At 60.8% G+C, this 13,743-nt stretch carries 11 protein-coding genes; 4 read left to right on the top strand and 7 right to left on the bottom strand.

Annotated features, from left to right (window positions below):
* Nucleotides 1-5 precede the first annotated feature (5 nt).
* From ISN39_RS25565 to ISN39_RS25535, 7 genes are all read right to left on the bottom strand, one after another.
* Nucleotides 6-995: a beta-ketoacyl-ACP synthase III gene (locus ISN39_RS25565; RefSeq protein ID WP_194730965.1), complete on the bottom strand. Its 990-nt coding sequence runs from the start codon at nucleotides 993-995 to the stop codon at nucleotides 6-8.
* On the bottom strand, nucleotides 992-2,257 hold the full coding sequence (locus ISN39_RS25560; protein WP_194730964.1) for an adenosylmethionine--8-amino-7-oxononanoate transaminase: 1,266 nt from the start codon (nucleotides 2,255-2,257) through the stop codon (nucleotides 992-994). The genes ISN39_RS25565 and ISN39_RS25560 overlap by 4 nt, the downstream gene beginning before the upstream one ends.
* Nucleotides 2,254-2,892: a dethiobiotin synthase gene (bioD, locus tag ISN39_RS25555; RefSeq protein ID WP_194730963.1), complete on the bottom strand. Its 639-nt coding sequence runs from the start codon at nucleotides 2,890-2,892 to the stop codon at nucleotides 2,254-2,256. The genes ISN39_RS25560 and bioD overlap by 4 nt, the downstream gene beginning before the upstream one ends.
* Nucleotides 2,889-4,037 carry an 8-amino-7-oxononanoate synthase gene (locus tag ISN39_RS25550; protein ID WP_194730962.1) on the bottom strand — a complete coding sequence of 383 codons (1,149 nt, stop codon included), beginning with the start codon at nucleotides 4,035-4,037 and terminating at the stop codon, nucleotides 2,889-2,891. Before ISN39_RS25550 ends, bioD begins: the two co-directional genes overlap by 4 nt.
* Nucleotides 4,034-5,026, bottom strand: coding sequence for a biotin synthase BioB (gene bioB / locus ISN39_RS25545; RefSeq protein WP_239603570.1), 993 nt, complete (start codon nucleotides 5,024-5,026; stop codon nucleotides 4,034-4,036). Before bioB ends, ISN39_RS25550 begins: the two co-directional genes overlap by 4 nt.
* Before the next feature lie 161 nt (nucleotides 5,027-5,187).
* Entirely contained in the window at nucleotides 5,188-5,856 is a 669-nt protein-coding gene (locus ISN39_RS25540) for a GntR family transcriptional regulator (RefSeq protein WP_194730960.1), read from the bottom strand.
* 60 nt (nucleotides 5,857-5,916) lie between these two features.
* Nucleotides 5,917-7,638, bottom strand: coding sequence for an ABC transporter ATP-binding protein (locus ISN39_RS25535; protein WP_194730959.1), 1,722 nt, complete (start codon nucleotides 7,636-7,638; stop codon nucleotides 5,917-5,919).
* Between the two features lie 186 nt (nucleotides 7,639-7,824).
* Here ISN39_RS25535 and ISN39_RS25530 point away from each other — a divergent pair, with 186 nt between their 5' ends.
* The 4 genes from ISN39_RS25530 to fhuB all read left to right on the top strand — a co-directional run bounded on the left by ISN39_RS25530 (nucleotide 7,825) and on the right by fhuB (nucleotide 13,715).
* Nucleotides 7,825-8,589: an ATP-binding cassette domain-containing protein gene (locus ISN39_RS25530; protein WP_194731921.1), complete on the top strand. Its 765-nt coding sequence runs from the start codon at nucleotides 7,825-7,827 to the stop codon at nucleotides 8,587-8,589.
* A gap of 151 nt (nucleotides 8,590-8,740) precedes the next feature.
* On the top strand, nucleotides 8,741-10,861 hold the full coding sequence (locus tag ISN39_RS25525) for a TonB-dependent siderophore receptor (protein WP_194730958.1): 2,121 nt from the start codon (nucleotides 8,741-8,743) through the stop codon (nucleotides 10,859-10,861).
* A complete protein-coding gene (locus ISN39_RS25520) occupies nucleotides 10,861-11,718 on the top strand; it encodes an ABC transporter substrate-binding protein (protein ID WP_194731920.1) in 858 nt (285 codons plus the stop codon). Before ISN39_RS25525 ends, ISN39_RS25520 begins: the two co-directional genes overlap by 1 nt.
* Complete coding sequence (gene fhuB, locus ISN39_RS25515) at nucleotides 11,715-13,715, top strand: Fe(3+)-hydroxamate ABC transporter permease FhuB (protein WP_194730957.1); 2,001 nt, start codon at nucleotides 11,715-11,717, stop codon at nucleotides 13,713-13,715. Before ISN39_RS25520 ends, fhuB begins: the two co-directional genes overlap by 4 nt.
* The last annotated feature ends 28 nt before the right edge of the window (nucleotides 13,716-13,743 follow it).

The following is a 13,743-nucleotide window of genomic DNA, read 5'->3' as shown; positions in this document are numbered from 1 at the left end:
ACCTCTCAAAATCCCAAAACCAAGGCACCACCGGTCAATCCGGCACCCGCAGCCGTTAGAAGCACCGCCTCGCCCGAGGCAAACGGCCGTTTCTCCTTGGCAATCGACAGCGACAGGGCAATGGTCGCGGCAGATGAATTGCCGTAGTCGGCAATTGTGCTGACGGTTTTGACGTCCGAAATACCCAGTTTCTCGCCCACGGCGCTGAAGATTCGCGTATTGGCCTGGTGCGGCACGAACCGGCTGACATTCGACGTGACCATGCCCGCGCGCTCGAGCGCCCGCAGCGAAGAAGCCGTCATCATCTCGACAGCACGCGAAAACACCTCACGTCCGTCGCGCATCGTCATGAGAAAGTCCTCGGCCCTCATCCCCGGCGCAAACGGGCGGTTGCTGCCGCCGGCAGCGATCGAGATCAGGTCGTAACCGCTTCCATCGGACGTAAGATCGACGCCGAGGAGACCGGTGCCGGGCTCGACCGATGGCGAAAGCACGACCGCACCAGCTGCGTCGGCAAACAGAACCGAGCTCGCGCGCTCGGCCGGGTTGATCCGCCGGCTTAAGATGTTTGCGGCAACGACGAGTACCGGTCTTGCTTGGCTTCGAACAAAGCCGTCGGCAAGTGTCAGCGCATAAAGAAAGCCCGAGCAGGCGCCTGCAAGATCGATCGCTCCGGAATTTGCAAGACCGAGGCGATGGGCAAGCAGGGGCGCTGACGGCGGCAGCAATTGGTCAGGGGTCGAGGTTGCAAGCAGCGTCAAGGCGATTTCGGCCCGGTCGACGCCGGCATCGCTAAGGGCCATGGCCCCGGCGCGGGCCGCAAGCCCGCTCAAGGTGTCGCCCTCTTGCGCCCAGTGCCTGGCACGAATGCCTGTACGGCGTTCGATCCAGCCGGGTTCCAGCCCAAGCGCCCTCTCAATCTCGCCGTTTTCGACCCGTCGCGCCGGCACGCTGTGCCCGAAGCCCGCCAGCCGCGAAGCCCTCGCCGCGGTCATGCCGACACCCTGAAGTGAAAGGCGGCTTCTTCGATCGCTTCATAGGCGCATTCGAGCTCCTTGGCCGTGATGCAATAGGGCGGCATCAGGTAGATGACGTTGCCGAGCGGCCGGATGAGCAGGTGACGCTCGCGGAAGAAAGCGCGCAGCCTCGGCCCGACCTCTGCCAAGTATCCGCCCGCCACGACATCGAGATCAAGAGCCGCGATCGTTCCGATTTGCCGAACATTGCGGAAACGCACGTCGTTCGAAAAGCGGGTCAGATGCGCCCGATGCACGTCCGCGAGAGCCTTAAGCCGTGCCTGCACCGGCTCATCCCGCCAGACGGAAAGATTGGCAACCGCTGCTGCGCAGGCGATCGGATTGGCTGTGTAGGAACTCGAATGAAAGAAGGTTCTGCGGCGGTCAGTGGAAAGGTGCGCGTCGAAGATTTCCGCCGTGCACAACGTTGCCGCCAGCGGTAGAGCACCTCCCGTCAGGCCTTTCGACGTACAGAGGATGTCCGGGGTGATCGCTGCCTGCTCACAGCCAAAAAGCGTTCCGGTGCGCCCCCAACCGGTCATCACTTCATCGGCAATGAGAAGCGTCCCGCAACGCTCGGCAACCTCCTTGAGGCTCGCAAGAAGCCACGGCGCATAGATCTTCATGCCGCCCGCCCCGAGGACGAGCGGCTCGATGAGAAGAGCTGCGACTTCGCCTGACCGGCAGTAGCTTTCGAAGGCATCGAGAGTTTCTTGCTCGCGGCCGGCCTCTGGGAAAGGCAGCCGGTCGACGGCAAAGAGCAGCGGTTCGTAGGCAGCATTGAACACGCCGCGCTCACCGGCCGACATCGTGCCGATCGTATCGCCGTGATAGGCATGTTCCATGACGACGATGCGATTGCGCCGCTCGCCTTTGTTATGGAAAAAACCGAGCGCCATCTTCAGTGCGACCTCGACGGCGGTCGATCCGCTGTCGGAATAAAAGACATGGGCCAGTCCGGGCGGTGCAACGGCGATCAGCCCTTCAGCCAGCTCTTCGGCCGGCGCATGCGTATATTCGGCGAAGATGAGCTGGTCATAGCGTCCAGCGGCGGCGCCAATTGCGCTCATGATGGCAGGGTGCCGATGGCCGTGGGTGATCACCCACCATGATGAGATCGCGTCAAGAACATGATTGCCGTCCTCATCGATAAGGTAGGCGCCTGCCGTCTCAACGATCGGCTTCATGCGCGGTTCGAGCGCGTGCTGGGTGAAGGGATGCCATACACGAGAATGCGTCATGCCAGGGCTGCCTTGATGCGTCCAATATCGATGTTTTCGGCGAAAGCCTTCTGCAGTGTCTTGGGCGTTGGACCAGACAACCACGGCAGGCGGCCAAGCGACCGAATGCCTCCGATCTCGGCGATGACCCGCTGCGTTTCGGCGTTCTCGTCACCGATGAAAGCAACACCGAGGATCGGCATGGCACGGTGCTTCAGCGCCTCTAGCGACAGCAGCGTATGATTGATCGTTCCAAGCGTGGTCCTCGCGCACAAAATGACAGGGACCTGCCAATGGGCAAAAACATCCGCGAACAACAGCCGGTCCGTAAGCGGCACCAAAAGGCCGCCGGCCCCTTCCACGACCAGAGGGTGGTCGGTTTCAGGAAGGCTCAGTCGCTCGGGCTCGACCGACACGCGATCGAGCCTGGCGGAGAGATGCGGAGATGCTGGTGTCTTCAGCCTGTAAGCCTCCGGGATGATCCGTGCCGGAGAAATGCCGCCCAGCCGTGCGACAGCTTGGCTGTCTGTCTCTTCCTCAAGACCCGCCTGCACCGGCTTCCAGTAATAGCCATCCAGTGCCTGCGTCAGGGCAGCGGCGAACCACGTCTTGCCGATGCCGGTATCCGTCCCGGTGACGACGCAAGCCTGCGTCATGACCGATCCTCCTCCGCCAGGACGGCTGCAAGCTGCTCGAACATGCTGGAAATCATGCTGGAATCCACGTTAAGCGTGATTGCGATTCTCAGCCGCGCTGTCCCCTCCGGCACGGTCGGCGGGCGGATTGCCCTGATGTCGAATCCTTGGTCGCGCATATGCGCGGCAATTGCGACGGCGCGCGCATTGTCGCCGATCATCACCGGCAGGATCTGGGAACCGCTGCCTTTGGCACCGGTCGCAGCCGCAAGTGCGGAGTTTGCAAAAGCCCGCAGCTTGTCGAGCTCGGCGCGCCGCTGCGGCTCGTCCTCGAGAACGCGCAACGCTTCGCCAACAGCAGCCGCCATCAACGGCGAAGGCGCCGTCGCATAGATGAAACCGCGGGCGCGGTTGACGAGGTAGTCGCAAATGACAGCGCTTGCAGAAAGCAGCGCTCCGGCAACACCGAGCGCCTTGCCGCAGGTGTGAAGGACGATGAGGTTGTCTTGCGCTTCCAGACCTGCCGAAAAACCGCGTCCCCCCGGCCCGAAGACACCGGTTGCATGCGCTTCGTCCACGACCAGGAAGGCGTCATGCGCATTCGCAATGCTTGCAAGTTGAGCAAGCGGTGCGCGATCGCCGTCCATGGAATAGAGGCTCTCGACGGCAATCCACGCCCTGCCAGTGCCGCCTGAGCGGCGCCATCTCCTGATCGCCTCATCGAAGGCGGCAACATCGTTGTGAGCGACCGACATCGCCCGTGCCTTGCTCGCCGCGATCCCCTCATGCGCGCTTGCATGGACCAGGGCATCGTGGATGATGATGTCCTCGCGCTGCGGAAGGGTCGAGAAGACAGCGACGTTGGCCGCGTAGCCGCTGCCGAAATAGACGACCCTTTCGGTTCCGAAATATGCGGCTGCCTGCTCCTCGAGCGCTTCGTGCTCGGGATGATTGCCCCGCAGCAGCCTCGATCCCCCTGCCCCGACCGCAACGCCGCGCCCGATCGCTTCGGCAATCGCGTTCTTAAGGCGCTCCGATTGAGCAAGCCCCAGATAGTCGTTCGACGTAAAATCGATGCCGCTCTGGCCGATCAGCGCCCGGGCGCGGCCCTTCCGTTCAAGGCCGGCCAGTGTCCGCTCGTAGCGGGCAAGGCCCGCAAAGCTCATGGGGCCGTCTCCCCGCCGTCCAGTTCCATCGGCTTCAGACCGAGGCGGCGAAACAGTGCGCTGTCATCGTCCTCGCCTGGATTGTCGGCTGTCAAAAGGGTATCGCCGACGAAGATGGAATTGGCACCGGCGAAGAAACAGAGGGCTTGCATCTCATCGCTCATATCGGAGCGTCCCGCCGAAAGCCGCAGGTGCGAGGTCGGCATCAAAATGCGGGCCAGAGCGATCGTTCGCACGAACTCGATCGGATCGACGGGTTCGGCGTCGGCAAGCTTCGAACCCGGGATCGGGATCAGCATGTTGATCGGCACGCTCTCGGGAGGCACGGCCAGATTGGCAAGCGTCACCAGCATCGCGATGCGGTCGGCGGCCGTCTCTCCCATCCCGAGGATGCCGCCCGCACAGACCTTGATGCCGGCGTCACGAACATTCGACAGTGTCTCCAAACGGTCGGCAAATGTCCGCGTGGTTATAATCTCGCCGTAGAAGCGTTCGGAGGTGTCGATATTGTGGTTGTAATAGTCAAGCCCCGCTTGCGCGAGCGCAGCGCTCTGTGCCGGCGTCAGCATGCCGAGCGTCATGCAGGTTTCCATGCCCAGCGCCTTGACGCCCTTAACCATGGCAGCGATCGCATCCATGTCGCGATCCTTCGGGCTGCGCCATGCCGCGCCCATGCAATAGCGGGTCGCGCCGCCCTCCTTTGCCCTGCGCGCTTCAGCAAGGACACGCTCGACCTCCATCAGCTTCGAGGCCTTGAGCCCGGTCGGATAATGGGCTGACTGGCTGCAATAGCCGCAGTCCTCGGCGCAGCCGCCGGTCTTGATGGACAGCAGACGGCTCATCTGGACAGCGTTCGGATCAAAGTTTTCGCGATGAACGCCGTGAGCACGAAAAAGAAGATCGTTGAATGGCAAATTATAGATAATTTCTGCTTCATCAGCCCGATGCCGAGGGGCGAGAGGCTCCGCAATCTCGTATGCACCATTCAAATCAGCCGTTTCAGCCTGCATCGAACGAGGTCCTCCCTTTTGGATGCGTTGCCATATAGATATCTTCCAGCTTTATCTATAATAATGCAGCGCAACATAAGGCAAGGGCAGAGGTGAATTTTCCGCTAGCGACAGATTGCAGCGATGGGTAAACGGCCTGCTCAGCCGACGATCGCGAAACGCTCGGCGTCGGGAGCAGCGCCGCTTCTTGCCGGCCGCCGGCCGATCCATTGGACATGCCGCTCCAGGACAGTGGCCGCGTGTTCGGTTTCTCCTTCGCGAAGAAAACCGAGGATCGCTCGATGATCGCGGTCCTTGGGTGTCATCCAGCCCGAGTTCCACGTTGAAAAAAGAAACCGCGCGCTCGCAGCGTGCAGATCATCGATTGCCGCCAAGAGGCGCGGCATCCCGCAAGGCGAAAGCACCAGCCGGTGAAAGCGCCTGTTTGCCGCTTCCCAGCCGCGAACATCAACGGCCTGGTCGCCTTCAAGGGTGGCGCGTTCGGCATGATCGAGGATGGACGGCGTCAGGTGGGGAGCAGCATGGCGAAGCGCCAGAACTTCGAGCGCAGCGCGCATGCGCGCTACTTCCTGCACTTCTGCAAGATCGAATGACGCAACGCGGACGCCTCGCCTCGGCTCGCTGATCGCAAGCCCCTGCGCCTCCAGCCGCCGAAGTGCCTCGCGCACCGGTACATGGCTGGAGCCGAATTCCTCGGCGATATGATCCTGCTTGAGTTTGGAGCCGGGTGCGAGCTGTCCTGTCACGATCCGGTCAGCAAGTACGCGGCTTATCCGCGCGGCAATTGTCTCGTCACTGTGATCGGTCATTTTTTATAGATAATTCGCTTCGCCACGACTGTCGAGACGGCAACCGCCTCATGGCCGTGGTTAAGAACTGGTGGCAAGTTGGGCATCGTATAGGCGCCTGTAATGGCCGCGCCGCTTTAGCAACTCGGCATGCGAACCCTCTTCCACGACACGTGAGCCGTCGACGACAACGATCCGGTCCGCGTCGCGTATTGTTGCCAGCCGGTGCGCGATAATCAGCGTCGTCCTGCCTTCGGCAAGCTTGGCCAGCGATTGTTGTATCTGACGTTCGGTCTCTGTGTCGAGCGCCGACGTCGCCTCGTCGAGGATGAGGATCGGCGGGTTCTTCAGGAACATGCGGGCAATTGCCAGGCGCTGTTTCTGGCCACCCGACAATTTGACGCCGCGTTCGCCGATCATCGTATCCAGCCCGTCTGGCAGCGACGCAATCATGCCGTCAAGCTTGGCGCGCATAGCGGCCTCGACAATATCGGCTTCGCCGGCGTCCAGCCTCCCATAGGCGATGTTTTCGCGAATCGTTCCTGCGAACAGAAAGACATCCTGCTGCACGACACCGATCTGACGTCTGAGCGAGGCGAGCTTCATATGGCGGATGTCGATGCCGTCCACCGAGATGGCGCCGTCGCCGACTTCATAAAAGCGTGGCAGCAGCGAGCATATCGTCGTCTTTCCCGCGCCAGAGGGGCCGACGAACGCAACCGTCTCGCCTGCCCTGATCGTCAGATTGACATGCTTAAGCGCCGGCTTTCCGCTGCTATAGGCGAAAGACACGTCGCGATAGGCGATTTCGCCCCTCAAATGATCGACTTCGATCGCGTCGGGCGCATCCTCGATATCGGGTTCTGTGTCGATCAGTTCGGTAAACCGCCGGAAACCGGCAATGCCTTTCGGGTAGGTCTCGATCACCGAGTTGATCTTCTCGACGGGCCGGAAGAAGACGCCGACGAGAAGCAGGAAACCAATGAAGCCACCGGCCGTCAGCTCGCCCGCCAGAACGAAATAGCTGCCGGCGATCATCACGATCATCTGCGTCAGCCGCATGCTCATGTAACTCAGCGACGTGCTGGCAGCCATGATGCGGTAGGCTTGGAGTTTCGTCTTCCGGTAGCTTTGATTGTCATTTTCGAAGAGAGCCCGTTCATGGTCCTCGTTGCCGAAGGCCTGCACGACCCTGACGCCGCCGACGCTCTCTTCGATCCGGGCATTGAAATCGCCGACGCGCCCGAAGAGCGCCCGCGAATTCCTCGTCATCCGGGTTCCGTAACGGCTGGTCACCCACGCCGTCAGCGGCACGATGATGGCGGTGATGAGCGCGAGCTGCCAATTGACAGTCAGCATCAAGATGAGTGCGCCTGCAAAAGTCATCACCGCAATGAAAAGATCCTCGGGACCGTGATGGGCCACCTCGCCGATCTCTTCGAGATCCTTCGTTAGACGGCCGACCAGATGTCCGGTCTTCTGATTGTCGTAATAGCTGAAGGAAAGCTTCTGAAGATGGTCGAAGGCCGCTCGGCGCATGTCGGTCTCGATGTTGATGCCGAGCATGTGGCCCCAATAGGTGACGATCGCCATCAGGCCGGTGTTGATCGCATAAACCACCAGAAGACCGGCAGATGCCAATAAAATGAGCAGCCAGTCCTGGCCGATCAGAAGCCGATCGACGAACAGCTTCACAGCCATCGGAAAGCCGAGCTCGAGCAGGCCGGAGATGATCGCGCAGCTGAAATCCAGCACGAAGAGGCCGCGATAGGGCCTGTAATAGGAAAAGAAGCGGCGGAGCATTTCGACCTTTAAAGGGAGTAAGCTTAAACGGCGGCATTGACGATAAGCGCGCATTGATGCGAAACATGATCCGCATTCTCATATTTTTTGACGAGAGCCAATAGGGCGCTGTGCATGACATTGCATGTTGATAAGAAACCGGCAACTGCCGCTAAGGCGAAAGGTTCCGACGCGGGCACCGCTTCCATGCTCTCTCTTCAAGGCGTCAGCTTCGTCATCGAGGGCCGTACCCTGCTGCACCCGCTGACGCTGGATTTTGAAGCCGGCAAAACGGTCGGGCTGATCGGCCATAACGGTTCCGGAAAATCGACGCTGCTGAAGCTTCTCGCCCGCCAGCAACAGCCTTCTTCCGGCACGATACGCTTCGAAGGCAAGGCGCTTGGCGAATGGCCGGGCCGCGCCTTTGCCCGCCGCCTCGGCTACCTGCCGCAGCAGACGCCGGCAGCGCCGGGGATGCTTGTCAAGGAGCTTGTCGCGCTCGGCCGCTACCCCTGGCATGGTGCGCTCGGCCGCTTCGCAGAAGCGGATCGCACCAAGGTTTCCGAGGCGCTTGAACTGACAGGCACCGCCTCATTGGCCCGCAGGCTTGTCGATACGCTGTCGGGCGGAGAACGCCAACGCGTTTGGCTGGCCATGCTTGTAGCCCAAGATGCCGATTGCCTACTGCTTGACGAACCCATCTCGGCACTCGACATCGGCCATCAACTCGAAGTGCTGGCGCTCACCCAGACACTTTCGCGCGAGAAGGGCCTCAGCGTCATCGCCGTGCTTCACGACGTCAACATGGCGGCGAGATTCTGCGACGAAATCGTCGCGCTGCATTCCGGGCGCTTGATCTCACGGGGGTCACCGGCGGAAATCATGAGACCTGCCGAACTCGATAAGATCTACAATGTCCGGATGGATGTGATGCAGCAACGATCCGGTCGGCTTGTGGCGGTGGCCCAATAATCCCTGGATTGCAAGTTCGAAGGCGGAAACTTCCCGCCTGAAAGTTGACAGTTATTGGCAACTTTAATAGGTGTCGGGCACGGAAGCCACGGCCCTGCGCCCCAGCCACCAGCATTTCATTTCGATATCGAATTTTGCCTGGGGAGCAGCGATGTCCTTTCGTTCCGCGCTTGGCCGCACCATTCTTTCACTTTCATGCAGCGCAGGCTTTTTTCTACCAGCGCTTGCGCAGGATCAGGCAGCGACGGTGCTGCAGCCTGTCGTCATCCAAGGGGATGGCGGTGCACACAGCAGCGGCATATTCGAAGAGGAAGGTTACGTTGCCAAAGCCGGGCGCGCAGCCGGCAAGAGCGATACCCCGCTGATCGAAACGCCGCAGTCCGTGTCGGTGATCACGGCGGACCAGATCGACGCGCAAGGTGCCGAAACTCTGAATGCGGCCCTGCGTTACAGCGCAGGCGTCGCCGGCGAGAATAATGGATCGGATACTCGCGGCTATGGGCTGCAAATCCGCGGCTTCAACGTCTCCGACGAAATCTTCTATGTCGATGGCCTGCATTCGAAGGGAACGGAATTCGCCTCCTTCCTGTCGCTGGAGACTTACGGCGCCGAAGCCATCGAGCTTGTGCGCGGTCCGGCTTCCGTACTTTACGGGCAGAACAGCCCCGGTGGCATCATCAATTACTCCAGCAAACGCCCGACTGCCGAAGCGTTCGGCGAAGTGGGCCTCAGCGTCGGCAGCTTCGACCGCTACGAAGCACAATTCGATATTGGTGGTCCGATCACCGAAGACGGCGTATTCAGCTACCGCCTGACGGGTCTTAGCCGCAAGGGCGACACACACGTGGACTTCGTCAACGACGATCGCGTCTACCTCGCACCCTCCGTCAAATGGGCGCCGGACGACGAAACGAGCCTGACGGTCTTTGCAAAATACCAGAAGGACTTCACCGGCTGGGGCATCCAGTTTCTGCCTGCATCCGGAACCGTCCTGCCGAACGCGAATGGCGAAATTCCACGCGACAGGTTTGTCGGCGAACCGGATTTTGACCGCTACGACCTGACGATTGCGACGATCGGCTACGCGTTCGAGCACCAGATCGACGAGACGTGGGCTTTCCGGCAGAACGCGCGCTTTTCCTATCTGAAAAACGTACAGGAAGGCGTTTTTGGCAACGGACTCGCCGCCGACGGACGCACACTCATGCGCTATGCCGACGAAGGCCGATCGCAGCTGGCAAGCTTTGCGATCGACAATCAGGCGGAGGCAATGTTCGACACCGGTCCGCTTGCGCATAAGATGCTTTTCGGGCTGGATTATCAGTATACGCATTTCAAAGACTGGGGCACCTATGCCGATGTCGATCCCATAGATGTCTTCAATCCGGTCTACGGCTCGTCGCTGCCAGCACTTGATGTCTATACAGACGCGAAGACGACACAGCATCAGCTCGGCCTTTACGTGAACGACCAGGTCAAGTTCGACAAATTCGTGCTGACGGGCGGCCTCCGTCACGACTGGGCGCGAACGGAAACGCTCGAGCAGTTTGACGGAAGCCGCACGGACAAATCCGATAGTGCCTTTACCGGCCGCCTCGGCCTTGTCTATCTGGCCGATAACGGTCTTGCGCCCTACGCCAGCTATTCGACCTCGTTCATGCCGGTGCTTGACGATCCGAGCTTTGATCCCGAAACCGGGCGGCAATACGAGGTCGGCGTGAAGTATCAGCCGGAAGGCTATAACAGCTTCGTGACGCTTTCGGCCTTTGATCTGACGAAAGACAATGCAGTTCGCTATCAAGGAAGTACTGCGGTGCAGACCGGAGAAATCCGCTCCCGCGGCATCGAACTCGAAGGCGTCGCAAGCCTCGATGAGGGCTGGGATATCAGGCTCGCTTATGCCTATCTCGATACCGAGATCATGGACGATACCGAAGGAACCGGCGGCAACACGCCCTACGGCGTGCCGCGCCATCGCGCGTCGTTGTGGGCAAAGTACACGGTCCAGCGCGGCACGTTGGAGGGTCTCGGCCTAGCGGCAGGCATCCGCTACATCGGATCGACCTATGGCGACGATGCGAATTCCTTCAAGGTTCCGAGCGTCACGCTTGTCGACCTTGCCGCAAATTACCAGTGGAAAGACTACGAGTTCCAGCTGAACGTCAGTAATCTCTTCGACAAGCGCTATGTGGCTACGTGCTTTTCGCAAACGGCCGGATGCTTTTTCGCCGAGGGCCGCAAGATCGTCGGCTCGGTGAAATACCGTTGGTAATGTTTACCCGGCGGACATTACTCGGCGGGCTTGCCGCATCGGCTTTCGCACCGGCGGCCTTCGCAGCCCCGCCGCGACGCATCGTCTGCCTCGAATGGACATCGGCCGAAATGTTCATGTCGCTCGGCGTGCAGCCATTGGCGGTTGCCGATCTCAAAGGCTATCGGGACTGGGTCGCTGCGCCCGCCCTGCCCTTGTCGACATTTGATCTCGGCGCCCGCGGTGAACCGAACCTCGAAGTGATCAGCGCGCTTCGTCCCGATCTGATCGCAGGCGCCTATGGCTACGGGATCGATGAAACAATGTTTGCGCGCTTTGCGCCGATTTTCAGCGTTCCGTTCTATGACGGAAAGAGCACGCCGCTTGCTCAGGCGGCAGCCGAAACCGTAAAACTCGGCGCTCTTCTCCGACGGGAGGAGGAAGCGCGGGAGCATGTCAGCCAAGCCATGCGCACGATCAATGATACCAGGGATGCTCTTCGCACCCGCCCGGCCGGTCCGATCGTGATCGTCAGCATGTTCGACGACCGCCACGTGCGGGTCTATGGAAGAGGCAGCCTGTTTCAAGACGTGTTTGACCGCATCGGGCTGGTCAACGCGTGGACCGGAGGGACATCGGACTGGGGATTTTCAACCGTTGGCATCGATGCGCTTACGGCAATCGGTAATGCCCGTCTGGTTTCGCTCGATCCGATCCCGGCGCATATCCGCATCCGCATTGAGCAGAGTTCGCTCTGGACCAGCCTGCCCTGTGTCAGAGCTGGAAATGTTGCAACGATTCCGCCGGTCTGGCCCTTCGGCGGGTTGGCCGCTGCCGCCCGTTTCGCCAACTTGATCGAAAACGTCGTGCAGGCATGATGGCAATCGATCAGCCGATATCGGCGGAACCCAGCGGCTTTTGGAAACTCATCCTGCTCGTCGCCATTCCCGCGATCACCGCGATGGCCCTGACCGTTGCCGGAGCCGAACGGCTGTTGCCGCCTTCCTCCTGGTGGTCCGCGCTTGTCGATACCGACAATGCGAAATCGCAGGAACTGCTTTTCCGCCATGCCTTCATGCCGCGTGTCGCGGTCAGCATCCTCGCCGGCCTGGGCCTCGGGCTCTCCGGCATCCTGATCCAGCATCTGCTTCGCAACCCGCTGGCAGAGCCAACGACCATCGGCACGAATGCCGGTGCCGGGCTCGCCTTGACCATCGCAACGCTTTACGCCCCCGTCGCGCTCGAAAACGGACGCGGTGTCATCGCGCTTCTGGGCGGTGCGTTGACGACGTTCCTCGTCTTTTTGCTCGCACAGCGCCGGCAATTTTCGCCAGTCGCCGTCATTGTCTCAGGGCTTGTCGTCAGTTTGACCTGCGGCTCGGCGAGCGCCCTGCTCATGGCCATCAATCGCGAGTACACCGAGGAGCTTTTCATCTGGCAGAGCGGATCGTTGATCCAGAACGGCGACGCCGTCATCCGAGCGCTCCTTCCGCAGATTACTGTTTGCAGTGTCCTTACATTCATGTTCCTGCGGCCCTTGCGGCTGCTGGAAGCGGGTGATGAAAGTGCCGGTAGCCTTGGCATGAGGCCGGCAGCCATCAGGCTGATCGGTCTTTCGATCGCAGTAGCAATGAGCGCATTCGTCGTTGCGGCAGCCGGCGTCATAAGCTTCATTGCACTCGCAGCCCCGGCCTTCGCGCGCATAGCCGGCGCAAGGACGCTGCTGCAGCGCATGGTCTGGTCACCACTGATTGCCGCCTCGCAGCTTTGGCTGGTCGATCAACTGATCCAGTTCCACTTCAGGGAGGTGGCATTTCCCGCAGGCGCTGCGACAGCACTTCTCGGAGCGCCCTTGCTGTTCTTCTTCCTGCTTCGTTTGAAGACCGTGTCCCTCGACAGCCGAGACGGCACATTCGCTGCCGTCACTCCTCACGGAATGCCGGCTCTTCTTCTGCTTGCCGTGGCACTTGTTGTTGCGACAGGCCTTGCTTTTTTCTTTGGAAAGGGCGCAAACGGCTGGGGCTCCATCGCGGCAGCAGAGATCGGTCAATTGGCCGAATTGCGGTTGCCACGGATCGGCGTGGCGCTTGCAGCGGGAGCCATGTTTGGCGTTTGCGGCACATTGCTTCAGCGGATGACCACAAACAGCATGGCTGCTCCCGAAGTGATCGGTGTCTCAGGTGGGGCAAGCCTCGGCGTACTTGCGCTTTTTGTCGTCACGTCCAGCATCGATGGGCTTTCACTGGCAACGGCCGCAAGCGTCGGCGCCTTGGCAACACTCGCGCTCGTCATGTTTGTCGCTGGCCGGCAGCGCCTTTCGCCGGAGAAGCTTCTGCTCGCGGGGACATCTGTGACGACGCTTGCCTCGGCGCTCGCAGCTCTCGCTCTTGCAAGCGGCGATCCGAGGACGGACTTCCTGCTCGCCTGGCTCTCGGGATCCACCTACCGGGCAACTCCAACTCAGGCGACAGCAGCAGCCGCTGTCGCGATCCTTCTTCTATCCGTCGCGCCTTTGACGATCCGCTGGCTCGCCGTCTTGCCGCTTGGCGAAACCGTGTCGCGCTCGCTGGGCCTCGGTGTCGTTGCCGTTCGCGCCATCCTCCTTTGCCTCATCGCGATCCCGACAGCCGTCGCCACGCTGCTGATCGGACCGCTCAGTTTCGTCGGGCTGATGGCGCCGCACTTTGCGAGAATGACGGGGTTCCGAAGACCGGCCGGCGAAATATTCGCATCCGCTTTTTACGGTGCACTCATATTGATCGCGGCCGACTGGACGGGAAGAACCATCCTTTTTCCGTGGCAGATACCGGCAGGTCTGCTGACAGCTCTCGCCGGCGGCCCGTTTTTTCTGATCGCAATGAGCCGCTCCCGATAGACCTCGCCTTCTGCCTTTAGCAGCGAAG

This window comes from Rhizobium sp. 007 (assembly GCF_015353075.1).
Lineage (GTDB): Bacteria > Pseudomonadota > Alphaproteobacteria > Rhizobiales > Rhizobiaceae > Rhizobium.
The sequence above is the reverse complement of the archived record's forward strand: the minus strand, read 5'-3'. Positions and strand labels throughout refer to the sequence as shown.

Bases quoted from the DNA above. Each gene is read 5' to 3' on its own strand.
- ISN39_RS25565 (WP_194730965.1), bottom strand. From the start codon at position 995: ATGACCGCGGCGAGGGCTTCGCGGCTGGCGGGCTTCGGGCACAGCGTG.
- ISN39_RS25560 (WP_194730964.1), bottom strand. From the start codon at position 2,257: ATGACGCATTCTCGTGTATGGCATCCCTTCACCCAGCACGCGCTCGAA.
- bioD (WP_194730963.1), bottom strand. From the start codon at position 2,892: ATGACGCAGGCTTGCGTCGTCACCGGGACGGATACCGGCATCGGCAAG.
- ISN39_RS25550 (WP_194730962.1), bottom strand. From the start codon at position 4,037: ATGAGCTTTGCGGGCCTTGCCCGCTACGAGCGGACACTGGCCGGCCTT.
- ISN39_RS25540 (WP_194730960.1), bottom strand. From the start codon at position 5,856: ATGACCGATCACAGTGACGAGACAATTGCCGCGCGGATAAGCCGCGTA.
- ISN39_RS25535 (WP_194730959.1), bottom strand. From the start codon at position 7,638: ATGCTCCGCCGCTTCTTTTCCTATTACAGGCCCTATCGCGGCCTCTTC.
- ISN39_RS25530 (WP_194731921.1), top strand. From the start codon at position 7,825: ATGCTCTCTCTTCAAGGCGTCAGCTTCGTCATCGAGGGCCGTACCCTG.
- ISN39_RS25525 (WP_194730958.1), top strand. From the start codon at position 8,741: ATGTCCTTTCGTTCCGCGCTTGGCCGCACCATTCTTTCACTTTCATGC.
- ISN39_RS25520 (WP_194731920.1), top strand. From the start codon at position 10,861: ATGTTTACCCGGCGGACATTACTCGGCGGGCTTGCCGCATCGGCTTTC.
- fhuB (WP_194730957.1), top strand. From the start codon at position 11,715: ATGATGGCAATCGATCAGCCGATATCGGCGGAACCCAGCGGCTTTTGG.